This window comes from Goekera deserti (assembly GCF_010685995.1).
Lineage (GTDB): Bacteria > Actinomycetota > Actinomycetes > Mycobacteriales > Geodermatophilaceae > Goekera > Goekera deserti.
On sequence record NZ_JAAGWK010000023.1, the window covers coordinates 1 to 24,554 of the forward strand.

Sequence of the window (24,554 nt, forward strand, 5' to 3'; positions counted from 1 at the left end):
CGGAGGGCTGCTGCTCGCGCTGGCGGTCGACAACCTCGGCTCCGGGCTGTTCCTGCCCCTGGTGCTGCTCTACAGCGTGCGGGTCGTCGGACTCCCGGTCCCCACGGCTGGTGCGCTGCTGTTCGCCGGCACCCTGGTCGGCCTCGCCGCGCCCCTGGTGGTCGGCGCCGTGGTCGACCGCGTCGGGCCACGCCGCGTGGTGATCAGCTCCCAGCTGCTGCAGGCCGCCGGGATGGGGCTCTACCTGCTCGCCGGTACCGGCGTGGGGCCCGGCGTCGCGGTCGCGCTGGCCGCGGCCGGCGCGGTGCTGGTCGCCGCCGGCACCCAGACCTTCTACAGCTCGCTGTTCACGCTCATCTCGGCCGTGGCCGGCACCGGGCCCAAGGACGGCGCCTTCGCGCACGTCGACATGGTCCGCTCCGCCGCGTTCGGTGTCGGTGCCCTCGTCGCCGCCGGCCTGCTCACCTGGCTGGACACCCCCGCGCTGCGGGTCGTCGTCGCCGTGGACGCGCTCAGCTTCCTGCTGGCCGCCGCCCTGCTGCGACTGCTGGTCACCGTGGACGCCCCGCCGCCCGGGCACGGGCCCACCGACGAGGGACCCGCCCCGCGCCCCTGGCGGGACCGGCCCTTCCTCGTCCTGCTCGTGGTCATCGGCCTCACCGGCCTGGCCGGCGACGTGTTCCTCGTCGGGTTCCCGGTGTTCGCGCTGGACCAGCTGCACGCCCCGGCGTGGGTGCCCGGCGCGTGCGTGGCGCTGCTGACCGCCGTCGGCGCCACCGGCACCGCGCTGGTCGTCCGGGCCACGAGCTCCTGGCGGCGTACCCGCAGCGTCGCCCTCGGTGCCGCGCTCACCCTCGCCTGGTGCCTGATGTGCGCCGCCGCCCCGCTCGTCGCGGGCGGCTGGCTGCCGGTGTGGCTGCTCGCTGCCACGCTGGTGCTGGCCGTCGCGGCCGTGCTGACCGGCGTCCGGGTGATGGCGATGGCCGAGGCGTCCGCGCCGGCCCGGGCCCGGGGGCGGTACCTGGCGACCGTGCAGTACAGCTTCACCGCCGCCCAGCTGGCGGCGCCGCTGGTGGTCGCGTCCTCCGCGCTGGCGGCGTGGCTGCCGTGGGCCCTGGTGGGCACCGCCGGGATCGGCGCGCTGCTGCTCCTGCCGTGGCTGGGCACCCGGCTGCCGCCGCGGGCGGTGCACGTGCCCGTGGGGTAGCAGCCGGCCCGACCGGTGCCGGTCGGCGGCCCCGCCCGGGGCCGCGGCGCTTGTACGGTGGCTGCCGGACCCCACCGTCGCCCCTGCCGGTCGGTGGCTGTCGTCCACCCCCGCGAAGCCACCGCCACACAGATCGGGGCACCCCTTGCTCACCGTCTCCCGGCCGGTCACGAACTGGGCCGGCACCATCACCTTCGCCACCACGCGGGTGCACCGCCCGGCCTCGGTCGACGAGCTGCGCCGCATCGTCGCCGGCGCGCGCCGGGTGCGGGCACTGGGCACCGCGCACTCGTTCTCACCCGTCGCCGACACCACCGGTGAGCTGGTGCTGCTCGACGCGCTGCCGCCGGTGGTCGACATCGACACCGACGCCCGCACCGCCACCGTCGCCGCCGGCATGAGCTACGCGCAGGTGGCACCCGAGCTGCACCGGGCCGGCTGGGCGCTGGGCAGCATGGCGTCGCTGCCGCACATCTCCGTCGCCGGCTCCGTCGCCACCGGCACGCACGGCTCCGGGGACAGCCAGCGCAGCCTCGCCGCCGCCGTCGTCGGGCTGGAGGTCGTCGGCCCGGAGGGTGACCTGCTGCAGGTCCGCCGCGGTGTGGACGACGACTTCGCCGGCTGGGTCGTGGCCCTCGGCGCCCTGGGCGTGGTGACCCGGCTGACGCTGGCCGTCGAGCCCACGTACGAGGTGTCCCAGCGGGTGCGGCTGGGGGTGCCGATGACCGAGGTCGCCGCCCGGCCCGGCGAGCTGCTCGCCGCCGCGTACAGCGTCAGCCTGTTCACCGACTGGCAGCGGGAGACCGGGCACGCCTACCTGAAGAGCCGCGACGGCGTGCCGGACGGCGCCTTCACCCTCGGGCACGAGGCCGACGAGCACGTGCACCCGCTGCCCGGCATGCCCGCCACCTTCGTCACCCAGCAGCTCGGCGTCCCCGGTCCCTGGCACGAGCGGCTGCCGCACTTCCGCGCGGAGTTCATGCCCAGCGCCGGCAACGAGATCCAGTCCGAGTTCTTCCTCGCCCGCGACCAGGCGCCGGCCGGGTTCGCCGCGCTGATGGGCCTGGGCGAGCGGATCGCGCCGCTGGTGCACGCCTGCGAGGTGCGCAGCATCGCCGCCGACGACCTGTGGCTCAGCCCCGCGTACCAGCGGGACTCCGTCGCCTTCCACTTCACCTGGCTGGACGACGAGCCGGCGCTGCGGCCGGTGCTCGCCGAGGTCGAGCAGGCGCTGATGCCGCTGGGGGCACGCCCGCACTGGGCCAAGCTGACCACGGTGCCCGGCGCCGAGGTCGCCGCCCGCTACGAGCGCGCCGCCGACTTCACCCGGCTGCGCGCCACCCACGACCCGGACGGCGTGTTCGCCAACGACTTCGTGGACGGCTTCTTCCCGCGCGGCTGAGCGCCGTCCCGCCGGTCAGCCCGTGGCGAGACGGCGCAGGCACCCCGGCAGCTCGCCGGGGTGCAGCACCGCCAGCCGCTGGGTGGCCCGGGTCAGCGCCACGTACAGGTCGCTGTGCCCGCGCAGCCCCTCGTCCAGCACCGCCTGCGGGTCGACCAGCAGCACCGAGTCGAACTCCAGGCCCTTGGCCTGACCGGGCAGCAGCACCACCGGCCCCGCCGACGAGTCGGCCTCCGGGCCCCAGGTGACGCCGGGCAGCGCCTCGGCCAGGCAGGCGACCGCGTCGGCCTGCCGGCTGCGCGGCACCAGCACCGCCACCGTGCCGCCCTGCCCGACCAGGTCGCGGGTGACCTGCACGGCGCGGGTGAGCAGCTCCGCATCGGCGACCCGCTCGGCGACCGGCGGCTGCCCGCTGCTGCGCACCGACCGGGGCGCCACCGCGTCCGAGCCGCCGGCGGCCAGCACGTCCGCGGCCACCGCCATGATCTCCGACGGCGTCCGGTAGTTGACGGTCAGCTGGGCCAGCCGCCACTGGGTGCGCGCGTGCGGGGTGAGCGCGTCGGCCCAGCTGGTCGCGCCGGCCAGGCTGCCGGTCTGCGCCAGGTCGCCGACCACGGTCATCGACAGCGTGGGGCACTTGCGCGCCAGCACCCGCCACACCATCGCCGACAGCTCCTGCGCCTCGTCCACCACCACGTGCCCGAAGGTCCAGGTCCGGTCCGCGGCGGCCCGCTCCGCGGTGGTGCGGTAGTCGGCCTCTTCCGCGCGCGCCGCCAGCCCTTCGGCGTCGAGCAGGTCGCCGGCGGCGAGCTCCTCGCTCTCCTCGTCGTCGTCGGCGTCGGTGGAGCGCGAGCCGTACAGCAGGTCCAGGGTCTGCTGCGCCTCGTCCCGGGCCCGGCTGCGGCGGCGCTGCTCCGCGGCCCGCTCGGCCGAGTCGTCGTGACCGAGCAGCTCGTCGGCCTCCTCCAGCAGCGGCACGTCCGCCGGGGTCCAGGGCGAGCCGGCCGGCCGGTGCAGCAGTGCCCGGGTGGCGTCGTCCCAGTCGCGGGTGGCGGCCCGGAGGCGCTCGGGGGAGGCGTACAGCTCCTCCAGCAGCTGCTCCGGGGTCAGCGCCGGCCACAGCTCGTCGACCAGGGCGCGCACCGCCGGCTCCCCGGCGACCTCCGCGCGCAGCGCTCGCCGGTCGCCGTCGTCGAGCAGGTCCGCGCCGCCGCGCACGTCGGAGCCGATCCGGTCCGCGTAGCGGTCCACCACCAGCTCGACCAGGCCACGGGCGAAGGCGACCCGGGCCACGTTGTGCTCCCGGGAGGCGCGCCGGGCGGCGGTGCGCACCCGGGACACGTCGGCGCCGCGCAGCGTCACCGGCACCCCGTCGACCACCAGCTCGCGCACGCCGCGCGGCACGGACTGCCGGGCCCGCACCGCCGCGGCGACCACCTGCACCATCTCCAGCCGGCCCTTCACCTCGGCCACCTCGGCGGGCTCGTCGGCACGGGCGTCCAGCCCGGGCCGCAGCTGGCCCAGGCCGGCCAGCAGCACGCCGGTCTCACCCAGGGCGGGCAGGACGTCGGCGATGTAGCGCAGGAACGTCGGGGTCGGCCCGACCACGAGCAGGCCGCTGCGGGCCAGCCGGTCGCGGTGGGTGTACAGCAGGTACGCGGCACGGTGCAGCGCCACCGCGGTCTTGCCGGTGCCCGGCCCGCCCTGGACGACGAGCACACCGCGGGCGTCGCTGCGGATGATCTCGTCCTGCTCGGCCTGGATGGTGCGCACGATGTCGGTCATCCGGCCGGTGCGGTCGGCGCGCAGCGCGCGGAGCAGTGCGGCCTCACCGGTCAGCGTGCGGTCGCCGTCGGCCTCGCCGTCGGGCAGGTCCAGCACCTCGTCGTCGATGCCGGTGACCCGGCGACCCAGCGTGCGGATGTGCCGCCGGCGGGCCACGCCGTCCGGGCGGAACGGGGTGGCGGTGTAGAACGGCCGCGCCGCGGGGGCCCGCCAGTCGACCAGCGCCGGGTCGCCGGAGGGGTCGTCGGCGGCCAGGCCGGTGCGCCCGACGTACAGCGGCTGGACGACCTCGGTGCGGTCCAGCCGGCCGATGACCAGACCTGGTTCCGCGGCGTCCAGGGCGGTGATCCGCTCGGAGTGGAAGCGGACGTTCGCCTCCTTCTCGCCCAGCGCCTGCGGGTTGTCCACCAGTGGCGCGGAGATGGCCTGCCGCAGCCGGGTGACGGCCCGCTCCCGGGCGTCGTCCAGGCGCCGGTACAGCTCGGTGACGTGGTCCTGCTCGGTGACGGTGTCCGGGTCGGGCACGGTCTCGCGCACGGTCGACAACTGCTGCTGCTCCTCGGTGTCGGCGGCGGGCGGCCCGGCGGCTGGGGCGTCCGTGGGAGCAAGTGTCCCCGGCGCGTGGATCTTCCCGGTGGGCCGCGCCGGGCAGGTCCTGTCGGTGGCCCGTGCGAGCCTCCCGGCAACGAGGAGGTGACCGACATCGAGGACGACGGGACGGACGCGCTGGCCGCCCTGCTGGGCGAGCCGGCCGAGCGGGTGCTGCGGGTGCTGGGCGGCGGCTGGGAGCGGGCCGAGGTGGCGACGCGGTACCCGCCCGGCGCCGAGTGGTTCGCCGCGGGCGTCCCGGCGCAGGTGCTGGTCGGGGTGGCGGGCCGCACGCTGGCGGTGGCGCGCCCGGTGCCGCGGCGCGATCCCTCCGGCGGGCTGCGCACCGACGCCGCGGACGTCGCGGAGCTGGCCGTGGAGGACATGCAGCTGGCCCCCGACGTGGTCACCGCCGCCGTCGACCTGTCGGTGCGCCGGCGGCGGGCGTCGTTCCGGTGGTGCCTGCTGTGCCGGCAGCTCACCGCGCCCGAGTCAGCGCACGACCGGCGCAGCTGCCGGGCCTGCGCCGTCCGCTTCCGGGGCGCCGGCCGGTGAGCGGGTCAGGCGGGCACGTCGGTCTTCTGCTTGTTGGCCCACAGGAGGAACGCCGCGCCCTGCTGCAGGTCGTCGAACTGCTCGGACACCAGCGACTGCAGCAGGTCGTTGCCCCAGACCACGAGCCGGCCGATCGTGTAGGCCACCTTGTCCGCCTCGGGCAGCTCCAGGTCGAAGACGCCGGCGGCGATCTCCCGCTTGCCGCCGCTGGCCGCGGAGTACTTGAGCACCGGCAGGAAGCGGTCGGGCTCCACCACGCACAGCACCTTGGTGAGCAGCGCCTCCTTGAAGCCGGTGAACCCGAGCCCCTTGCGGCCGTTGACCAGCTCGGTGATCCGGTCCTCCAGGCGCAGGCTCTCCGGCCCGTGCAGCAGGTAACCGATGGTGGTGCGCAGCTGGTGGGCGGCGCGGTCCGGGCCGAGGGCCGCCCAGGAGCGGTTGAAGCCGGTCATGTTGCCGGCCCCGGCGACGGTGGCCGAGTTGGCGAAGTGGTGCAGCGCCTCCGGGGAGGCGGTGGAGAGCTGTTCCCGGGAGAACAGCGCCTGGTAGCGGGAGCGGTAGCCCTCGATGTCCGGGTCGGGCTCCGGGCGCACGAACTCCGTGGTCAGCCGGGCCAGCCGCTCCAGCACCTCCGGGCGCACCTGCTCGGCCGTGGGCAGCGACTCGCGCAGCGTGTCCACGGTACGCAGCGCCGGGCGGGCGGACGACCGGCGCACCTCGCCGCGCAGCCACTCGTGGCCGCAGGACTCGCAGGCGATGAGCCGTTGCCCGTCCGGGCGGGCCACGCCCCGGATGTCCTCGGAGTCGCAGGTGGGGCAGGTGATCAGTGCCATGGTTCTCCCCGTGTCGGTCCGGTGCGCGACCGCCTGCAGCCGTGCGCCGCCTCCAGGGGCGGCCGGCAGCGCGGGCGTCACCCCCAACAGTGCCCTACGCCGGTGCGGACGGCCGCACCGAGCACCCCCGTCGGCCCCCGACGCGGCTCCCTCGGGGTGCCGGCAGGGGCACTCGGGGCGGTGCGCCCGCACGTCGACACCTGGTGAGACGCCGACGGCCGGCGCCCCCGCGGAGGGGACGCCGGCCGTCGGGTGCGAGCGGGTCGATCAGGGGATGAGCAGCCGCACCTGCTGCGGGACCCCGGTGCCGGCGTTGGTCAGCGACCAGGTCCCGTCGTTGCCCGGGACCAGGGTCCAGGCGCGGCACGGGCTCTTGCTCGGGCCGGGCTTGACCAGGCGCAGGGCCCCGGTGCCCGGCTCGTCACCGCACTGGCCGGCGGCCAGCTGCAGGCCGGTCCGGGTGTTGGTCACCGCGTACTGCGCACCACCGGTGCTGGTGACGGTCCACTCCTGGCAGCTGTCCCTCGTCCGGGTCTGGAACACCGGGCTGGTGCTGTTCGGCTTGCTCGCCGAGCAGGTCGACTGGCCCAGCGTCTGCGTCCGGTCGGTGGCGCTGCCCAGCAGGACCGGGCCCACCGGCTGGAACCGGAACTGCTGGCTCGCCGCCGCCGTCGGCGTGCCGACCCGGAGGTCGGTGCCGGCCGCCGTCCACACGAGGTTGCGGCCGGCGATGGAGGCGACGGTGGTGTAGCCGTCCGGGGCCGGGGTGAAGGTCCACCGCTGGCAGATGTTGTAGAAGAAGTTGCCCAGCCAGTCGAACTGCCGGACGTCGCCGTCGGTCTGCGCCTCGGCGCAGCCGGGCAGGTCGGCGGACATGTTCGCGTTCCGGTTCTGGAAGCGCGAGCCCGTCTCGCTGCCGTCGGTGACCTGCCGGGCGTCCCGGGCGTCGATCTGCCACTGCTGGCAGGTGCTCGACGAGGGCGCCGTCAGGACGACGTTCGCCGTCGCGTAGCCGCAGTTCTCGGTGCCGACGACACCGGCGCCCTCGCGCGGTACAACCTGCACGTAGGCCGAGCCGTGACCGGCCCAGCGGCTCGGGTTGGCCGGGTCGCCGACCGTGGGCCAGCCACCGGTCCAGGTGATCGCCCGGATGTTGGCCCGCGGCGTGGGGTCGCTGAGCAGGTCGTAGTAGTGGTTGACCAGGAAGTCGGTGCCACCGTCGGAGAACGTGTCGGGGTGCCCGGTGCCCTGGAACTCGTTGTAGCCGCGCAGCACCTCGGTGCCGCCGCCCTGCAGCATCGGTACGCCGGCCTTGTCGACGTACGGGCCGGTGATCGAGGTGGAACGGCCGACCATCACGCGGTAGTCGCTCTCGGCGCCGCGGCAGCAGTAGTCGAAAGCGACGAATAGGTAGTAGTGGTCGCCGTTGCGGATGATCGACGGGCCCTCGATGGGGTTGAACTGGATCGGCCGGGTGGCGATCGTCTGCGGCGTCGCACCGGCGGCGAGCTTCCCGGTGGCCGGGTCCAGGGCCACGATCTGGATGCCGCCGAAGAACGAGCCGAAGGTCAGGTACGCCTTGCCCTGCGCGTCCTGGGTGTAGTTGGCGTCGATCGCGTTGTAGGCGAGGCTGCCGGGCTCGGACTCGATGACGACGCCCTGGTCGGTCCAGCCGTAGTCGGGGCTGTCCGGGTCGAGGGTCTTGCTGGTGGCCAGCGCGGTGACCGAGTTCGTGGTGCCGAAGCGGGACACGGAGTAGTAGAGGCGCCACTCGGTGCCGGTCCAGGACAGGTCCGGCGCCCAGGCGTCCTTCGGGGCGTCGGCCTGCGTCGCGCCGATGGCGGCCAGCACCCGGTCGGGCACCTGGGTGAACACCGGGGGCAGCGCCTCCCAGCTCAGCAGGTCCTTGGACCGCTTCATCGGCAGGTAGTCGCGGCCGGTGGCGGCGTCGCCGGTGATCGCCAGGTAGTACCAGTCGCCCTCCTTGACCACGGTCGGGTCGTGGGCGACCGGGTCCGCGGGGCGGTCGGCCCCGGCGACGAGCGGCGGGTTCGTGATGGCGGGCGACGGCGCAGCCGTGGCCGGTGCCGTCAGCGCCGCCGCGCCGACCAGCGCGGCGGCGAGCAGCGCGGGCACCCAGGCCCGGCGCAGTGTTCGGGAACGGATCACGGAGGAGCCTCTCCTGCTTCGGCGTCCACCCCGTCGGGGACGCGGTGCGCCGCACGGCCGGGAACCGTGGGCGTGACCACGTTCACACAGGATCTACAACGTTGCAACCAGCGTGGTGCACAGGATCGGCCGGCGCCGGTGCCGCGCCGCTGGTGAGCGGGCGCGGCACCGGGCTCAGTCACCCTTGACGTTGACCACCTGGCGCAGCGTGTGCCGCACCTCGACCAGGTCGGCGGCGTCGGCCATCACCTGGTCGATCGGCTTGTAGGCGTCCGGGTGCTCGTCGAGGAACGCGTCGGAGTGACCCCAGGCGATGCCGGTCATCCGCTGGTCCAGGTCCGAGCGGCTGAACAGCTTGCGGGCAGCGGTGCGCGAGTGGTTCCGGCCCGCGCCGTGCGGGCTGGAGTGCAGCGCGACCGGGTTGCCCTTGCCGACGACGACGTAGGACGCCGCCCCCATGGAGCCCGGGATCAGGCCGGCCTGCCCCTCCCGCGCGGAGATCGCGCCCTTGCGGGACACCCACACCTCACGCCCGAAGTGCCTCTCGCGCTCAGTGTAGTTGTGGTGGCTGTTGATCGTCTCCACCCGCTCCACCTCGCTGCCCAGGAACCGCCCGGTCTGGTCGACGACGCGGTCCATCATCTCCTCGCGGTTGAGGTAGGCGAACCGCTGAGCCCAGGTCAGCGCCTCGATGTAGGCGTCGAACTCCGGCTCGCCCTCCACCAGGTAGGCGAGGTCCCGGTCGGGCAGCTGCACGAACCGGCGCTCGCACTGCTCGCGGGCCACCCGGATGTGCTTCTGGGCCAGCTTGTTGCCCACGCCCCGGGAGCCGGAGTGCAGGAACAGCCACACCCGGTCGGCCTCGTCCAGGGAGACCTCGATGAAGTGGTTGCCCGAGCCGAGCGAGCCCAGCTGCAGCGGCCAGTGCGGGGTGGCCTCGTCGGCCTGCCGGGCGCCCGGGCGCTCCCGCAGCTCGGCCACCCGAGGCTCGGCCGTCGCCCGCACCTTCGTGTTCCGGCCGCCGGCCGAGAGCGGGATCGACCGCGAGATCTGCCCGTGCAGCACGCTCAGGTCGCGGCCGGCCAGGTCGCCGGCGACGAACTGGGTGCGCACCGCCATCATCCCGCAGCCGATGTCCACACCGACCGCCGCCGGGATGATCGCGCCGTCGGTCGGGATGACCGAGCCGACGGTCGCCCCCAGGCCGAGGTGGGCGTCCGGCATCAGTGCCAGGTGCGGGTGGATGAACGGCATGCGTGCGGTGCGCAGCGCCTGCTCGCGGGTGGTGTCCTCCAGGATCGACGCCCAGTTGAGCAGCCGTCCGTTGATCTTCTCCATGGTCCTTCGCTCTCCGGGGGGTGCCGCACGGTGCCGTGCGGCCGGTGCAGTGAACGCGGGCCACGGGCTGACCGCACCTGCTTTACCGCCCTGGCGGGAAGCCGGAAACCGGAGGCGCAGCGGGCGTCGTCGGCCTACGTTCGCCCGCGTGGACGACGCCGAGTTCCTCGATCCCCGCCTGGTGGCGGTGTACGACGCGCAGAACCGGTGGAGCCGCGACGACGACTTCTTCTCCTGCGTGGTCGGCCCGCCCGGCGCGCGGGTGCTCGACCTCGGCTGTGGCACCGGCCGGCTCACCCTGGGCCTCGCCGCCGCCGGGCACACCGTCACCGGGGTCGACCCGGCACCGGCCTCACTGGCTGCCGCCCGGGCGAAGCCGGGGGCGGAGGCGGTCACCTGGGTGGACGGCACCTCGGCGCTGCTGCCCACGGACGCGTTCGACGTCGTCGTCATGACCAGCCACGTCGCGCAGTTCCTCCTCGACGACGACGCGTGGGCCGCGGTGCTCGCCGACCTCGCCCGGGCGCTGGTGCCCGGGGGCCGGCTGACCTTCGACAGCCGGGACCCCGCCGCCCGCGCGTGGGAACGCTGGCCGACCGAGCGCAGCGAGCTCGTGCCGCTGCCCGACGGCACCGCCGTGCACACCTGGACGGTGGTGACCGGTGTGGACGGCGGCGCCGACGGTGCCGTGGTCGGCTTCGACAACGGCTACCGCTTCACCGACGGCACCGAGCTGGTCAGCTCGGGACGGCTGCGCTTCCGCACCGAGCAGGAACTCCGGACGTCGCTGGCGGCGGCCGGGTTCGCGGTCGAGGAGCTGTACGGCGGGTGGGCCCGCGAGCCGGTCGGCGCGGGCGACGGCGAGCTGCTGGTCGTGGTCCGGCGGGGGTGAGTGCCGGTCAGGCGGCGCCGGCGCGCACCCCGGCGTCGGCGTGCCGGGTGGCCGGGGCCGTGGCGCTGCGCCGGCCGGGCAGCAGCGACTGCAGTGCGAAGGCGCCGGGGCCGACGGCCGCGAGCAGCAGGAAGGCCCAGCAGAACAGCGCCGCGGTCTCGCCGCCGTTCTCCACCGGGGTGAGGCCGGCGGGCTGGTGGCTGACGAAGTAGGCGTAGGCCATCGAGCCGGAGCAGATCAGCGCGGCCACCCGGGAGCCCAGCCCGAGCATCACCAGGGTGCCGCCGACGACCTGGATGGCCGCGGCCCACCAGCCCGGCCACGCGCCGAACTGGGCGACCACGCCGGACGCCGGCTCGGACGGGAAACCCCACAGCGTCGAGGCGCCGTGGATGAGGAAGAGGAAGCCCACCACGATCCGGGTGGCGCCGATCGCGGCGTGCTGGAGTCGGTTGGTCTGCGTCATGCTCTCAGGCTGCCTGACCGCGGCCCGCTCGACCCTGTGCACTTCCTGTGAGGTGAGGCTCACCTCAGTTGATGAGCTCAGCTGCCGGCGAAGCGCTGCTCCAGCTGCTGCACCTCGGGCAGGCCGATCAGGTCGGTGAACTCCTGGAACGTCGGTACCCCGGCCAGCGACGGCACCCCCGTCTGCCGCAGCGCCTCCAGCGATGCGCGGATCCCGGCGGTCGCCGCCAGCAGCGTGCCGATCGGGTAGAGCACCAGGGAGAAGCCCAGCTCGGCGATCCGCTCCAGCGGGATCGGGGGCGTGCGCCCGCCCTCGGCCCAGTTGAACACCAGTGGCGCCACGCCGCGCAGCTCGGCCGCCACCTGCTCGACCGCCGCCTCGCTGGTGGGTGCCTCGACGAACAGCACGTCGGCGCCCGCCGCGGCGTAGGCGCGGGCCCGGGCGATGGCCTCGTCCAGGCCGTGCACCGCCGCGGCGTCGGTGCGGGCGATCAGGAGCAGGTCCGGGTCCCGGCGGGCGGCCACCGCGGCCCGCAGCTTGCCCACCATCTCCTCGGCGGGGATGACCACCTTGCCGCTCATGTGCCCGCACTTCTTCGGCATCACCTGGTCCTCCAGGTGGATGCCGGCCACCCCGGCCTGCTCGTACAGCTGCACCGTGCGCAGCACGTTGAGCGCGTTGCCGTAGCCGGTGTCGGCGTCGGCGATCACCGGGACGTCGACCGCAGAGACGATCCGCCGGGCGTTGTCCACCATCTCGCTGCCGCCGAGCAGGCCGACGTCCGGGCGGCCGATCAGCGATGCCGTCGTGCCGAAGCCGGTCATGTAGACCACGTCGAACCCGGCCTGCTCCACCAGCCGGGCGGACAGGGCGTCGTAGGCGCCTGGCGCCATCAGCGGCCGCGGCCGGGTCAGCAGCTCGCGCAGCCGCGCGCGCGGCGGGTGGGTCGTGCCCAGCAGGTCGCCCATCGGGACACCCCTCGTCGTTGTGTGCAGCTGACGGCAAGCTACGCACCCCGGGTTGTCCCTCTCGGCACCGGCCCCTTAGGTTGCACACAATCGCCCAGGGGAGGGCCTGTCCATGTCCGAGCCGGTGACGTCGGCCGAGCGTGCCGTCGGCACGCTGCGCGAGGTGATCCTGAGCGGAGAGCTGCCCGCCGGCGCCCGCCTGGGCGAGGCCGAGCTGGCCGAGCGCCTCGGGGTCAGCCGTACCCCGGTGCGCGAGGCGCTCAGCCGGCTCGCCGCCGAGGGCCTGGTGGACATCGTGGCCAACCGCGGCGCCCGGGTCGCGACCTGGACGGTGGAGGAGCTGGAGGGCGTCTTCGAGCTGCGGCTGCTCCTGGAGCCCCAGCTGACCTCGCTGGCCGTGCCGCGGGCGACCCCCGAGGACGCCGACGCCCTGGAGGTGCTGGCGCACCAGATGTTCGAGGTCGGGTGCCCCGGCCCGCACCAGGACCTGGACTCCCTGGTGCCGCTGAACCGCACCTTCCACGAGCGGCTGGTCACCATCGCCGACCACGCGGCGCTCGCCGGCGCCCTGGCCAGTGCCATCCACCCGCCGATCGTGGCCCGGAACTTCCACGCCTACGACGGCCCGGCGCTGCGCCGCAGCCTCGGCCACCACCTCGAGATCGTGACCGCGCTGCGCGCCGGGGACGCCGAGTGGGCCCGGTCGGTGATGGCCGCGCACATCTGCAACGCGCGCGCGGTCATGCTGCAGGCCGCCCGGGACGAGTCCACCGCCGACCCCACCCCCGCCGACCCGACCGGTCGGCCCTCCTGACGCCCCGGTGGCCGCCGACCCCCAGCGGCCACCGGGTGCCCCTCCCGGGTGGTGCTATCCCCCCGGACACCCCGCGCGGTGGGCGGCTGCCCGCCGGCGCGGGAGGATGAGCCGTGGCCGAGCAGCTCCCCGACGACGCGCCGGCGCGGGCGCAGGTGGCCGCGGCGGCGACGGTCCAGCGGCTGCCCGCAGTCCTCGTGGCCGGCGTGCTGGGCTTCCTGGGCCGATGGGCGCTGCGGCTGGGGCTGCCGTTCCTCGGCGTCGCGGCGATGCTGCGCGCGCTGCCCTACGAGGCGGTCGTCGCCGGCATCCCGTTCAGCGTGCAGGGCTCGCTGCTCACCCGGCCCGGGCTCAGCGCGGACACCACGGTGGGCAACTGGGAGTTCCCGGAGCTGACCGGCCTGCCGATCGGCGTGCACGTCACCCCGGAGAACGTCGACCTGCTCGAGCTGTCCCGGGCCGCCGGCGCCGACCGCGCCGGCTTCGTGGCCGAGCTGCGGGACGGCTTCGCCGCGGAGGTGCCCCGGATCGTGCTGTGGCTGGCCGCGGAGACCCTGCTCGGCATCGCGCTCGGGCTCGTGGTGGCCGCAGCGGTCAACATGTCGATCGGGTACCTGCGTGGCCGGGAGCGGCGCCCCGACGAGCTGCGGCACCGGCTGCGGCAACTGGGGGCGGCCGCGCTGGTCACCCTGGCGCTGGTGTCCTTCGGCGTGCTCACCTACAACCCGGACTGGGTGCGGCAGTCACGCCTGACCGGGACCCTCGCTGCCGCCCAGCTGTTCCCCGAGCAGCTGTCGGCCTACTACGAGCGCTCCAAGGCGGCCGACGTGGTGGGCTCGGTGCTCGGCATCCAGGCCACCCTGCAGGACCAGATCCAGGCCGAGCAGCTGCCCGACACGGCCTTCCGGATCATGTTCGTCTCCGACCTGCACCTGGCCGCGGTCTACCCGCTGATCGGCCGCTACGCCGAGACCTATGACGTCTCGCTGATCATCAACACCGGAGACGAGTCGGCCTTCGGCACCACCGCGGAGCTGACCCCGGCCTACCGGGAGGCCATGGCCGCGGTCACCTCCCGGACACCGATGCTCTGGCTGGCGGGCAACCACGACTCACCGGCCACCCAGGACGCGATGACCGGCATCCCCGGCGTGACGGTGCTGGGGGAGAAGGAGCGCACCGCCGACGGCTACCGCGTCGCCGCCGGCGTGGTCGACGCCTTCGGGCTCACGGTGGCCGGCCTGCCCGACCCGCGGGTGTACGGCGGCCCGGGCGCCTACGGCGCGGACGACCGGGACGTCACCGACCCGCTGCAGCAGGAGGCGGTGCGGCAGGCCGTCGCCGGGCTCACCGGGGACGCCGACCCGGCTGCCGCCGTCGCCACCGCGGCCGACGGGACGACAGCCGACGGGACCACGGCTGCCGGGGGCGCCCCGGAGCAGCCGGTGTTCGACGTGTTCGCCACGCACGAGCCGGTGGCCGCCGAGGCCCTGCGCGAGGAGCTGCCCGGGATGATCCGGCAGACGGTCGCCGGGCACGTGCACGCCCAGAACGAGCCCGACGAGCTGCAGTCCGACCGGGAGATCGACCTGGTGGAGGGCTCGACGGGCGCCGGCGGGCTGGACGCCATCGCCCGCGGGGAGGCCCGCCCGCCGATCGAGTTCAGCATCCAGACGGTGGGCTCCGGGTGCGAGTTCACCGGCATCCAGCGCTTCCGGATCGACTCCACTCAGCTCGTCGCCACCACCGCCGACGACGTCAGCGCCTACGGCAACGACGTCACCGCCACCACGACCTACTTCACCCCGCAGGACGTCGCCCCCGGCCGGCGGTGCAGCACCTCCCTGGGCATCGGCCTGGAGCGGCCGCTGCCGGTCACGGGCCGCTGACCGGCTGGCGCAGGATGGTGCGCAGCCGGGCCGGCTCCACCCGGCGCGCGTCGCTCAGGTAGACCTCGTGGTGCCGGCCGGTGAGCGTGAGCCCGTGCGCAGGCACGAACTCCTCGTGGATCCGCCGCAGCAGCTCCGCCTCCGCGTCGAAGGGGCCCACGTGCAGCGCCTGCACGCAGCGTCCCTCCGACAGCGTCAGCAGCCGGACGTCGTCCAGCCGCGCACCGCGGCCCTCCGCCCGGCGGCGGGCGACCGCCGCCTCCACCAGCCCGGCGGTGACCCAGGCCGGCTGGGCGATCAGCAGCGTCCAGTGCCACCGGGTCTTGTCCCGGGCCGTGGTGAAGGCGGCCATGTCGTCGGCCCACCACAGCGCCTCCAGCGGCATGACCACGTGGTCGCGGCCCAGCCCGGCCCGGGCGGCGGCCTTCACCGCGTACGCCACCGGGTACAGCGTGGCCACCGCGGCGGCGTAGCCGGCGGTGTTCGGGTCGCCGTGGCCGTCGACGGCCAGGTAGCTCAGGTCCGGCACGTCGACCAGCTGCGGCCGGTCCCGGGCCGCGCGGTAGCAGGCCAGCTCGCGCTTGAGGTCGACCTTCGGCTGCACCCGCCCACCCGTCGCCATGGCCCGGGAGCCTGCCGGGTCGCCGGGGCGGACGGAAGCCCCCCGGCACGCAGCAGGGCCCGCCGTCCGGGGACGGCGGGCCCTGCTGCGGTGGGAGTCGGTCAGGACGCCGACAGCGTCCCGTCCGGGGCGGAGGTGAGCCGGCCGGCGGCCAGGCCCTGGGCCAGCACCTCGTCCAGGTGCGCGACGAGCACCGGGGTGCGCCGGTTGTAGCCGAGCACCTGCAGCGTGCCCAGGAACAGCGCGTCCCTGGTCATCCCGTCGCTCGCCCGGCACAGCGCGGCCATGGCGTTGACGATCTCCTGCGGCGGCACGTGCTCCAGCGGGCGGTCGGCGCTGGCGTTCTGCCGGCGGAACCCGATCCAGGACGACGGCTCCAGGCCCTTGGGCCAGATGAAGTCACCGTGCACGGTCACCGTCGGCAGCAGCAGGGACAGGATCTGCTGGCGGCGGGTCTCGCTGAGCCGGCTGAGCCCGAACGCGTGCGCGGTCAGCTTCGCCAGCCGCTCCTGGTGGATGGGGCCCTCGGCCTTGATCCCGGCGGTGAGCACCCGCCGGACGGTGCGCGCGGCCGTCGGGTCGTTGAGCCGGTCGAGCAGGGCCCGGTCGCCGACGGCGTCCGGGGTCCACGGCACGAACGGCTTCTCACCGACCAGCGCACCGGGCAGCCGCACGCTGCGGGCGGCAGCGCGCGGGGCCGGCCGCGCGGCCGGGGTCCGGGCCGCGCGCTCGGTGCGGGCGGCCGGCGCCTGCTCCCCGGCCGGGGCCTCGGGGGCCGCGACGGGCTCCACGGTCGCCACGGCCTCCACGGCGACCACGGGAGCGGCCTCGTCGACGACGTCGGTGGGCTCCTCGGTCTCGTCCTCGTCGGCCAGCGGCCACTCGTCCTCGACGGCGTCCTCGGCCGCGGCCTCCTGCACCGCGGCCGCGACGTCGTCGTCGCTGGGCACCGGCGGCACGAGCGTCAGCGGGGGGACGGCGAACGGCGTCGCGGCGACCGGCATCGCGCTCAGCGGGGTGCCGGCCAGCGGTGCGGCCGCGGCGGTGCCGGCGGTCGCGGCGACGGTGGCCACGGCAACAGGGGCTACCGCGTCGACCGGGCCGGTGGCGGCAGCCGGCAGCTCGGCCGGCGGGGCCTTGAGCGGGGACTCGCCCGGGGCCTCCAGCGCGGGACGGGCGGCGGGCAGTGCCCGCAGCGGCCGCACCGGGGCGAGCTCGGGTGCGGCCGCGGCCCGGTGCGGGGCGAGCGCCCGCTGGTCGTCGGCCTCGGCGGCGTGCACCGCGGAGGTGACGGCGGCGACCAGGCCGCAGTCGAAGGCGTGCGCGGCGGTCGCGGCGGGCAGCGCGCCGGACAGCAGGGCGTCGTGCACGTCCTGCATCCCGGCGTCCCGCAGCGGTGCCAGCGTGGTGAGCAGCTCGACGCGGCGGCGCAGCGAGGTGCGCGCCCGGTCGTCGACCAGCCGCTCCGGCCGGGTCATGATCCAGCGGACGACGATGCCGTCGTCGGTGCACCAGGCGGTCATCCGCTCAGGCGTGCTGCCGGTGACCTGGGTGAGGGCGGCGAGGGCGTCGCGCAGCCGGGCGACGGCCGCGCCGGCCGGCCGGTCGAGCACCGGGCCGTCGTCGAGGAACCAGCGCAGCGCGGCGGAGAAGCTGCTGGAGCCCTCCAGTGCGCGGCCCATCCGGCGCAGCCAGCCGAGCTGGCCGTCGACGAGCTGGCGGCCGGACGGGGTGAGCGGGTTCCAGCCGGCCGGCAGGGAGACCCCGGGCACCGCGGCGACCCGCGCCGCGACGGCCCGTGCCTCGCCCTGGAACTGGAGCAGCCGGCCGGTCAGCGCCGGCAGGTCGCGCAGCGGGACCCGGGTGCCGGGCTGCAGGGCGGGCAGCAGCTGGGTGCGCACCGTGGTCAGCCGCCGGCGCCGGCGGAGCCAGCTGACGCCGGGCGCGGGCTGTGACATCGCGTGCAGGTCGGCCAGCGGCAGGTCGAGGACGGCCGGGGTGGCGTCGGCGAGGGCGATGCGGCTGGCGGTGGCCAGCGCGGCCAGTTCCACGGCGACCGCGCCGCACTGGTCGGCCCAGGCCGCGGTGCGGGTGCGGTCCAGCACGTCCAGGCCGATGCGGGGGCCACTGAGCAGGGCGGCCAGCGCGCCGAGGTCGCCGGTGGTGCGGGCCTTGCGGACGATGCCGGTGATGCCGCGGTGCGGGGTCAGCCCGCTGATCGCGTCGTCCACGGCCACGGCGGCGTCCCAGGCGGCGACGACGTCGATGGTGGGGTCGAGCAGGAACGACCACGGGCCCCGCTCGCTGGGGCGGGCCAGCTCGGCGATCGCCGGGACCAGGGCGAGGGCGCGGCGCACCCGCTCGAACGACTCCGGCGTGGTGGACGTCAGGAACTCCTCGGGCAGCCGCAGCGCCAGCGACGTGCCGGGCCGGGCGGCCGGCGGCGTGGCGTCGGTGTCGCGGGGCGCGGTGTCCCGGGGCGCGGTGTCCCGGGGCGCGGTGTCCCGGGGTGCGGTGTCCCGCCGAACGCTGGCGACGCGCAGCGGCTGGACCGGGCCGGCCGACGTGGTGCTGTCGTCAGCCCGGCCGGCAGCCGGGCGGCGCGGGTCGCCCGCCCGCGTGCCGGGGTGGTCCACGGCCCGCAGCGCGGACCCGTGCACCGTCCTGGCGGGCACGGAGACCGTCTCGGTGGAGCTCAGCTGCACATGTCCTGCATCGCCCATGCGTGCTGTCTACCGGCCCCGGGCGCTGAGGTCCCGGAGCCGACCGCACGCCTGGGGCGGGTGTGACGGGGCGGCACGGATGAGCAGGGTGCGGCCACGCTGCGGTGATCGTGACGGACCCGTGCGTAGCGCAACCGTCTGTCCGGCGGGCACGCGTCGGCGGGGTGGGTCAGGCGGTCAGCAGGCCCGAGGGGCGGGCCTGCAGCCGCCCGCTGTCGACGGCGCCGCGGAGCACCACGTCGAGCTGCGCGACCAGCGCCGGGGTGCGCCGCCGGTGACCGAACACCTCGAGGGTCTGGGTCACCAGCTCCTCCGGTGCCATGCCGAGCCCGGCGCGGCACAGCGCCACCATCGCGTTGACGACCTCCTCCGGCGCCACGTGCTCCAGCGGGCGGTCGACGTCGCCCGGGGTGCGCCGGAAACCCGGCCAGCTCAGCCGGTCCAGCTCGGCTGGCCAGGCGAACTCGCCCTCCCACGCGCCCGGTGGCACCAGCGCGGCCAGCGACTCCCGGCGCGCCTCGCCCACCCGGGCCAGCCCGAAGGCGCCGGCGACCAGCCGGGTCAGCCGGTCGCGGTGCACCGGGCCCTCGGCGGCGATGCCGGCCGCGACCACGGCGGCCACCTTCCGCGCGACCACGGCGTTGTCCAGCCGGTCGAGCATGCTGCGCTCGCCGGCCACCGGGGGCGCCCACGGGACGAACCGTTCCTCCCCGTCGAGCAGCGGCGGGGCGGGCACGGCCGCCGGCACCGGCACCGGCACCGGCACCGGCACCGGCACCGGTACCGGCACCGGGGGGCGCCCGGTGGGCAGCCGGTGGACCGGCTGCTCCAGCGCGGCGACCAGCCGGTCGACCACCGGGCCGTGGTCGGCGAGCCAGTCGGGCAGCCACACGCGCTCGACCAGCGGCCAGCGCAGCAGCCCGGACAGCACCTCGGTCGGCAGCCCGTCGCGGTCACCGACGGTGCGCCGGCGGGCCCAGGCGGGGCCGTCCAGCAGCACCGCCATCACCGGTGTGTCCGGCTCCGCGGGGCGCGCGACGGACAGGTCGACCTTGAAGTCCGACAGCCCGACGTCGGTGCGCACCACCAGGCCCCGGGCCCGCAGCGCGTCGGCGATCTGTTCCCGGTGCCGGTCGGGCACCGCGGCCACCCGGCCGTCCCGGGGCAGGGCGTCGGTCCCGTCCGCGGCGAGGTCCAGGTAGGCCCGCAGGTGGGCCAGCCCCACCGAGGTGGTCTCCTCCGCGCGCAGCTGGGCGGGGTCGAAGCTGCAGAAGACCACCACCTGCCGGCGGGCGCGGGTGACCGCGACGTTGAGCCGGCGCTCGCCGCCGGTGCGGTTGAGCGGCCCGAAGTTCAGCGGCAGCCGGCCGCGGGCGTCGACGCTGAAGGCGGTGGAGAACAGCACGACGTCCCGCTCGTCGCCCTGCACGTTCTCCAGGTTCTTCACGAACAGGCCCTCGCCGTCGGTGCGCTCCAGTGCCTCGACCAGCCGCTCGTCCCCGGCGTCGCGCAGCAGGCCGTCGATCAGCGCCCGCTGCTGCACGTTGAAGGTGACCACCCCGATCGAGGGCAGCGTGTCGGGGGAGGCGGCGAACCGCCGCCGGATCTCGGCCACCACCGCGTCGGCCTCGACCGGGTTGGTGCGCAGCACCCCGGCCGGCCCGGACCGGTGGAAGTGCCCCGGCACACGCACCAGGGAGACGCCGCGGCCGTCGACCGCCGAGGACGCCCGGCCGTGCACCGGGGCCGGGAAGGAGGACAGCCGGCCGTCGTAGTACTGGGCGTTGCTGAAGGCGATCAGCGACTCGTCCTGGCTGCGGTAGTGCCAGCTCAGCCAGCGCTGCGGCACCCGGGCCTGCACGCACTCGGAGAGGATGCTCTCCTCGTCCTCCACCAGCTCCAGCAGCTCGGCCGCACCGCCGTCGCCGGGCAGCTCGTCGGCGCCGGCGGACGGTTCGCCGAACGAGGTGGGCGGCATCTGCCGGCTGTCCCCGACCACGACCGCCGCCCGGGAGCGACCCAGTGCCCCGATGGCGTCGGCGACCCGGATCTGCGAGGCCTCGTCGAACACCACCACGTCGAACAGCCCGGCCCGGGCGGGGAAGAAGCGGGCCACCGAGTCGGGGCTGACCAGCATGCACGGCGTGACCGCGGTGATCAGGTCGCCGTAGGTGGCCATCAGCCCGCGGACACCCAGGCCGCCGCGGGTCCGGGCCAGCTCGCGCTGCAGGGCGCCCACGTGGCCCACGCCGGTGGCGGCGTCGAAGGGGCGCCGGCCGAGCACCTGCGCGGGCACGGCCTGCGCCTGGTGGGCGCGCATCGCCCGGGCGGCGCCGGTGAAGCGCCGGATGCCGCGCTCGTGCGCGGGCCCGTCGAAGCCGGCCAGGCCGGTCGCGGACAGCCGCTCGTCGACCGACGCCTCGGCCAGCCCCCGGTCGAAGCCGCGCACCGCGTCGTCGGCCGGGACCCCACCGTGCAGCAGGACCCGCCGGGCGGCGTCCAGGCCGGCCTCCCGCAGCGGCTCCACGGCGCGCAGCAGCTCCAGCCAGCGCTGCAGAGAGGGTGCACCCGGCTGGTGCAGGGCCCGCTCGGCTCGGCCCGCGGCCCACCGGCCGAGCAGACCGGCGCTGCCGGCCCACTCCTCCAGGCAGCCCGGCGGTGCGCCGCAGACGGCCGCCGTCCGCCGTCCGGCGTCCCGGGCGGCGGTGAGCGCTGCGACCGTGGCCGCGTCGGCGGCGCCCGGGGCGCCGGCGGCCAGGTGCGCGCGCAGTGCCACGGCGAAGCCGGCGCCGCTGCGGTCGTCCACGGCGTGGCCGGCCGCGGCCAGCCACGCGACCTGGTCGCGCAGCAGGTGCGGGTCGACCAGCACGTTCCAGGTGGCCGGCACCCGCAGGCCGGGCACGGCCGCGGCCCGGGCAGCCAGCCGCCGAACGGCGGTCTGGGTCTCCAGCAGGGACGCGGCCAGAACCGGCACCGCCGCCGGGGCCACGTCGGCGCCGGGCAGCAGCGTGGGTGCCAGCCGGTCGCGCACGGCGGTGAGCCGGCGCCGCCGGCCGAACCAGCCGGAGTCGGCCGCGGCCCGGGCCGCGGCCTCGATCTCGGTCAGCGGCAGGTCCAGGGCGGCCGGCCCCGCGACCTCCCGCCACGGCGGGACGGTGCCGGCCAGCGCGGCCGCCTCGGCCACCAGGTCCGCGGTGGCCCGGGCCCAGCGGGCCGACCGGGTCTCGTCGAGCAGGTCCAGCGGGACGGCCGGGCCGTCGCTGAGCAGGGCGAGCACGCCGAGGTCCTCCGGGCCGCGCGCGGCGGCCAGCACGGGTGCCAGCGGGCCGCCGGCGGGCAGCGCGGCCAGCGCGGCGTCGAGGTCCTGCGCCGCGGCAGCGACGGCACCGGCGTCGACGGCAGGGGAGTCCAGCCAGGCCCACGGGTGCTCCGGCCGCGGCCGGGCCAGGTCGGCGACGTCGGGCAGCCGGCCCAGCACGCGGCGCACGTGGGCGGTGGTGTCCGGGGTCGCGCTGCCGACGAAGGCCGCGGGCACCGGCAGGGCCGGGACGTCGCTGCCGGCCGCGAGCACCCCGGTGCGCGCGGAGTACAGCGACAGCCCGGCGCCGTTGGCCTCGTGCAGCCGCTCGGCGTACCGGGCCAGGCTGCGCCGCGCCGAGCGCAGCTGCTCGGCGTCGGCGGCCATGCCCTGCTCGTCGACGGCCACGAGGTGGTCCAGCGCAGCCCGCACCTGCGCGCGCACGGCGCCGGGCTTGCTGCCCTTGTCGTGCAGGTCCAGCGCGAAGGGCCCCATGCCGACGGTCTCCAGCCGGCGGGCCACGACGTCCAGCGCGGCCCGCTTCTCGGCCACGAACAGCACCCGCTTCCCGTCGGCCACCAGCCGGGTGAGCAGGTTGGTGATGGTCTGCGACTTGCCCGTGCCCGGGGGCCCCTCCAGCACGAAGGTGCGCCCGGCGGCGGCCTCGGCCACCGCGCCCAGCTGCGAGGCGTCCGCCGCGACCGGGCACGCCGCGGCCAGCTCGTCCAGGTCGGTGTTCGCCGCCGGGGGCGCGGCCGGGTCCCGGAAGGGGTCGGTGGGGGAGTGCGTGAGGTGGGCGACCAGCGGGTTGCCGGTGAAGTCGGCCCAGTGCTCGTCGAGGTCCTTCCACAGCCGGAACTTGGCGAACTGCAGCACCGCGATCTCGGCGGTCGGCTCGACCCGGTGGGAGAGCCCGGCGGCGGCCAGTGCCAGCCGCATCGCCTGCAGGCCGGCGTCGAGGTCGATGCCCGAGCCGTCCTCGGTGGGCTCGGCCAGCCCGGGCACCTCCAGGCCGTGCACCTGCCGCAGCTTCTCCAGCAGGCACCAGTTCGGGGTGCTGCCGCCGGTCTCGTCCAGCGCCAGCCGGTAGGCGCCCTCCCGGGACGCCGGGGTGAGGCGCACGGGCACCAGCACCAGCGGGGAGCGCAGCGGGCGGCCGTCAAGCTGCCAGGCCAGCGTGCCCAGCGCCAGGTACAGGTTGTTGGCCCCGGTCTCCTCCACCACCGTCTTCGCCCGGTGCGCCAGCGCCCGCAGCCGGGTGAGGTAGGAGGCCCGGGGCACGTCGGTGTAGACCGAGCGCCGGTCGGTGAGCAGCTGGGCCAGCTGCTCCTGCGGCAGCTCGCGGCCGGTGCCCAGCCCGCGCTCCTGCTGCACCGCGGCGATCTGGTCGGCCGGCAGCAGGGTGAGCGGCGTGCCCGCCGTGACCAGGTCCTCCAGGGTGGCCAGGTGGGTGTCGGGCACGGTGAGCGCCAGGCCGCCGCGCGCCCCGGAGTTGATCAGCCGGTTGCGCAGGCTGAGGTCGAGCAGCGCGTTCTTCCACTGCTGCACGCGGGGCGGCGGTGCCGGGCGGGACGGGCTGCCGGCCGGCACGGCCGCGGGCTCGGGGCCGCCCGACGCCGGTGCCGCCGCCGGCGCCACCGCCGGGCGGTACTCCACGACCTGCACCCCGCCGTCGGCGTCCCGGGTGCGCGCGGGCAGCGGCAGCACGCCGTCCCGGCGGGCCTGGTGCACGTCGGTCACGCCGAGCACCTCGTCCAGCTCGCCGGACAGCCACCGGACGTAGGGCGGGCGGGCGGTGTCGGAGACGGCCACCGGCTCGGCGCGGGCGGTGAGCATCGTGGTCTCGACCAGGCCCACCAGGCCGAGGTCGACCAGGTTGACCAGGGGCGCGACGTCGGTGACCGCGGCGCTGCCCGCCGACAGCTCCTCGCGCCACCAGCCCAGGAACGCGTGGCCCTCGACCAGCCACAGCAACGGCCGGACGCCGGCCTGCTCCAGCGCCGCGGCGAGCACCACCACCGTGTCCAGGCAGGTGCCCACCCGGCCGTCGAGCACCTCGCCGGGCGTGCGCACCTTCTGGCCGACGTCGGCCCAGCTGGCCGGTGGCTCGGCATAGCGCACCTGCCGCTGCTGCAGGGCGGTGCACAGCGAGGTGACGATCTCGTCCACCCGCTCCGGCCCGGACTGGTAGCCCTGGACCGAGGGGCTCCCGGTGCGCCGCTGCAGGTCCTCGGCGGCCTCGGCGACCAGCCCGGCCACGGCCGGGTGGTTGGGCTGCACGAAGGCCGCGAGCATCTCCAGCGCCAGGGTCGGTGGGGTGGCCAGCCACTGGCCGGCGGCGAGCACCTGCACCGGCGTGCCGGTGCTGGCCAGCAGCGTGTCACCGGACAGCAGCTCGGCGGTGATCGTGCCGGGCCGCTGCTCCTCGACCTGCAGCGTCGCCGCGGGGTCCAGCCGCAGGCCGAGGTCGGTGAGCACCGTGGTGGCACCGGGCTCGAGGTCGACCAGCCGCTCCAGCGGGGGGCCGAGCGGGCCCTCGGCGTCCCGGACGGACAGCCGGAGCGTGGCGCCCCGCACCGACCCGGCCGGGTGGCTGATCGCCACCCGGGTGACCACCCGCACCCGGTTGTGCGCCAACGCGTAGCTGAGCACCGGGGTGGAGGTGACCTCGACGGTCGTGCCGGCGGTCGGCCGTGCGGCCGGGTCTGCGGGGTCTGCCGGGTCGGCCGGGTCGGCCAGGTCGGTCCCGACCGCTTCTGTCATGGCCCCTGTCTACCGGGCCGGGGTGACACCCCGGGACAGGCGGCCCGGCCCGTCGTGCCGGGGCGCCCGCGGTCGATGATCACGGGACAGTAACGAAACGGCACCGGTGCCGCACCGGTCGGCACCCACCCTTCCGCCCGGCCACAGGCGCCGCTTAGTGTCGCGGCGCACACCCCCACGGTGAACTGGCTCACACGAACCGAGGGGCGTGCTCTCGGCTGAGACCTCTGCCGGGAACCTCG

The 24,554-nt window shown here is 76.1% G+C and carries 15 protein-coding genes; 6 read left to right on the top strand and 9 right to left on the bottom strand.

The window, feature by feature from the left end; genetic code table 11:
* Positions 1 to 1,207 (top strand): MFS transporter (locus G1H19_RS16080; protein ID WP_163638838.1); only part of this gene is annotated, 1,207 nt, incomplete at its 5' end.
* A gap of 145 nt (positions 1,208 to 1,352) precedes the next feature.
* On the top strand, positions 1,353 to 2,609 hold the full coding sequence (locus tag G1H19_RS16085; protein WP_152727412.1) for an FAD-binding protein: 1,257 nt from the start codon (positions 1,353 to 1,355) through the stop codon (positions 2,607 to 2,609).
* Positions 2,610 to 2,624: 15 nt separating this feature from the next.
* On the opposite strand, the gene G1H19_RS16090 is transcribed toward G1H19_RS16085, so the two are convergent.
* Entirely contained in the window at positions 2,625 to 4,931 is a 2,307-nt protein-coding gene (locus G1H19_RS16090; protein ID WP_235927946.1) for a HelD family protein, read from the bottom strand.
* Positions 4,932 to 5,087: 156 nt separating this feature from the next.
* Here G1H19_RS16090 and G1H19_RS16095 point away from each other — a divergent pair, with 156 nt between their 5' ends.
* The gene (locus G1H19_RS16095) at positions 5,088 to 5,537 is read left to right on the top strand and encodes a hypothetical protein (protein ID WP_152727414.1); all 450 of its coding nucleotides are present in this window, start codon (positions 5,088 to 5,090) and stop codon (positions 5,535 to 5,537) included.
* Between the two features lie 5 nt (positions 5,538 to 5,542).
* On the opposite strand, the gene G1H19_RS16100 is transcribed toward G1H19_RS16095, so the two are convergent.
* The 3 genes from G1H19_RS16100 to G1H19_RS16110 all read right to left on the bottom strand — a co-directional run bounded on the left by G1H19_RS16100 (position 5,543) and on the right by G1H19_RS16110 (position 9,877).
* On the bottom strand, positions 5,543 to 6,370 hold the full coding sequence (locus tag G1H19_RS16100; protein ID WP_152727415.1) for a hypothetical protein: 828 nt from the start codon (positions 6,368 to 6,370) through the stop codon (positions 5,543 to 5,545).
* 267 nt (positions 6,371 to 6,637) lie between these two features.
* Positions 6,638 to 8,539, bottom strand: coding sequence for a family 43 glycosylhydrolase (locus G1H19_RS16105; RefSeq protein WP_152727416.1), 1,902 nt, complete (start codon positions 8,537 to 8,539; stop codon positions 6,638 to 6,640).
* A gap of 174 nt (positions 8,540 to 8,713) precedes the next feature.
* Entirely contained in the window at positions 8,714 to 9,877 is a 1,164-nt protein-coding gene (locus tag G1H19_RS16110; RefSeq protein WP_152727417.1) for an RtcB family protein, read from the bottom strand.
* Between the two features lie 148 nt (positions 9,878 to 10,025).
* On the opposite strand from G1H19_RS16110, the gene G1H19_RS16115 reads away from it, so the two are divergent.
* Positions 10,026 to 10,769: a class I SAM-dependent methyltransferase gene (locus G1H19_RS16115; RefSeq protein ID WP_204282692.1), complete on the top strand. Its 744-nt coding sequence runs from the start codon at positions 10,026 to 10,028 to the stop codon at positions 10,767 to 10,769.
* A 7-nt stretch (positions 10,770 to 10,776) separates the two neighbouring features.
* On the opposite strand, the gene G1H19_RS16120 is transcribed toward G1H19_RS16115, so the two are convergent.
* Positions 10,777 to 11,235, bottom strand: coding sequence for a DoxX family protein (locus G1H19_RS16120; RefSeq protein ID WP_152727418.1), 459 nt, complete (start codon positions 11,233 to 11,235; stop codon positions 10,777 to 10,779).
* A 77-nt stretch (positions 11,236 to 11,312) separates the two neighbouring features.
* Complete coding sequence (locus tag G1H19_RS16125; protein ID WP_152727419.1) at positions 11,313 to 12,203, bottom strand: isocitrate lyase/PEP mutase family protein; 891 nt, start codon at positions 12,201 to 12,203, stop codon at positions 11,313 to 11,315.
* Positions 12,204 to 12,315: 112 nt separating this feature from the next.
* On the opposite strand from G1H19_RS16125, the gene G1H19_RS16130 reads away from it, so the two are divergent.
* Entirely contained in the window at positions 12,316 to 13,017 is a 702-nt protein-coding gene (locus tag G1H19_RS16130; protein ID WP_152727420.1) for a GntR family transcriptional regulator, read from the top strand.
* 113 nt (positions 13,018 to 13,130) lie between these two features.
* Positions 13,131 to 14,906 carry a metallophosphoesterase family protein gene (locus tag G1H19_RS16135; protein ID WP_235927926.1) on the top strand — a complete coding sequence of 592 codons (1,776 nt, stop codon included), beginning with the start codon at positions 13,131 to 13,133 and terminating at the stop codon, positions 14,904 to 14,906.
* Here the strand turns inward: G1H19_RS16135 and G1H19_RS16140 are convergent.
* The 3 genes from G1H19_RS16140 to G1H19_RS24095 form a co-directional block, all read right to left on the bottom strand.
* On the bottom strand, positions 14,893 to 15,528 hold the full coding sequence (locus tag G1H19_RS16140; RefSeq protein WP_152727421.1) for a GyrI-like domain-containing protein: 636 nt from the start codon (positions 15,526 to 15,528) through the stop codon (positions 14,893 to 14,895). The genes G1H19_RS16135 and G1H19_RS16140 overlap by 14 nt on opposite strands.
* Before the next feature lie 101 nt (positions 15,529 to 15,629).
* Complete coding sequence (locus G1H19_RS16145; RefSeq protein WP_152727422.1) at positions 15,630 to 18,251, bottom strand: DUF3320 domain-containing protein; 2,622 nt, start codon at positions 18,249 to 18,251, stop codon at positions 15,630 to 15,632.
* 169 nt (positions 18,252 to 18,420) lie between these two features.
* Complete coding sequence (locus tag G1H19_RS24095; protein WP_152727423.1) at positions 18,421 to 24,312, bottom strand: DUF3320 domain-containing protein; 5,892 nt, start codon at positions 24,310 to 24,312, stop codon at positions 18,421 to 18,423.
* Between the last annotated feature and the right edge of the window lie 242 nt (positions 24,313 to 24,554).

Bases quoted from the DNA above. Each gene is read 5' to 3' on its own strand.
- G1H19_RS24095 (WP_152727423.1), bottom strand. From the start codon at position 24,312: ATGACAGAAGCGGTCGGGACCGACCTGGCCGACCCGGCCGACCCGGCA.
- G1H19_RS16145 (WP_152727422.1), bottom strand. From the start codon at position 18,251: ATGGGCGATGCAGGACATGTGCAGCTGAGCTCCACCGAGACGGTCTCC.
- G1H19_RS16125 (WP_152727419.1), bottom strand. From the start codon at position 12,203: ATGGGCGACCTGCTGGGCACGACCCACCCGCCGCGCGCGCGGCTGCGC.
- G1H19_RS16120 (WP_152727418.1), bottom strand. From the start codon at position 11,235: ATGACGCAGACCAACCGACTCCAGCACGCCGCGATCGGCGCCACCCGG.
- G1H19_RS16100 (WP_152727415.1), bottom strand. From the start codon at position 6,370: ATGGCACTGATCACCTGCCCCACCTGCGACTCCGAGGACATCCGGGGC.
- G1H19_RS16110 (WP_152727417.1), bottom strand. From the start codon at position 9,877: ATGGAGAAGATCAACGGACGGCTGCTCAACTGGGCGTCGATCCTGGAG.
- G1H19_RS16140 (WP_152727421.1), bottom strand. From the start codon at position 15,528: ATGGCGACGGGTGGGCGGGTGCAGCCGAAGGTCGACCTCAAGCGCGAG.
- G1H19_RS16130 (WP_152727420.1), top strand. From the start codon at position 12,316: ATGTCCGAGCCGGTGACGTCGGCCGAGCGTGCCGTCGGCACGCTGCGC.